The sequence below is a fragment of the Vibrio sp. 1249-1 genome, assembly GCF_033340495.1.
The window spans coordinates 1-531 of record NZ_JAWOWJ010001114.1 but is presented as its reverse complement, the minus strand read 5'-3'; the positions used below and the strand labels follow the sequence as shown (position 1 = coordinate 531).

1 protein-coding gene is annotated in these 531 nt (G+C 41.1%); it reads right to left on the bottom strand.

Features of this window, described 5'->3' with window-relative positions:
• A partial coding sequence (locus tag R7Z50_RS30755) for a LysR family transcriptional regulator (RefSeq protein WP_318150186.1) occupies positions 1 to 344 on the bottom strand: 344 nt, incomplete at its 3' end.
• Positions 345 to 531: the final 187 nt, after the last annotated feature.

Below are 531 nucleotides of genomic sequence, written 5' to 3'. Positions count from 1 at the left end.
TTCATAACTTGAGGGAGCAACTCAAAACTTGCAACAGAGACACAAGCAATGGAAAACACTCGATTCGACACTTTAGGGTCAAATTCGCTAGAAGCCGTCAGAGTTGAAGTAAAGTTTTGCACCGAAGTAAGCAGCGCAGGGTAAATATCCATAGCAAAAGAGGTAGGTTCTACTCCCTTGGTACAGCGATGAAATAAAGGTTCGTCATAAATATCACGAAGGCGTGCCAACGCTTTACTAACTGCGGGCTGCGTGATACTGAGACGTGCTGCCGCTTTAGATAAATTCCCCTCTTCATAGATGGCAATAAAGATGGGGATAAGATTCAGATCGGTCGGTTTCATGCTATTAAATTTTTCGAAAATCACTTTTTCTATTTTAATCTAACAGCATGATAGTTAACGTAGCTAAGTACAAGAAATGGGCGGTACGACCTGTTTTAATGAGTTTTAACTCAATTTTGACGCACTTCATTCACCACATAAGTGGACAGCTAGCGTGCAAGCCAAAGCTTACTTTAAGATTTGCCTA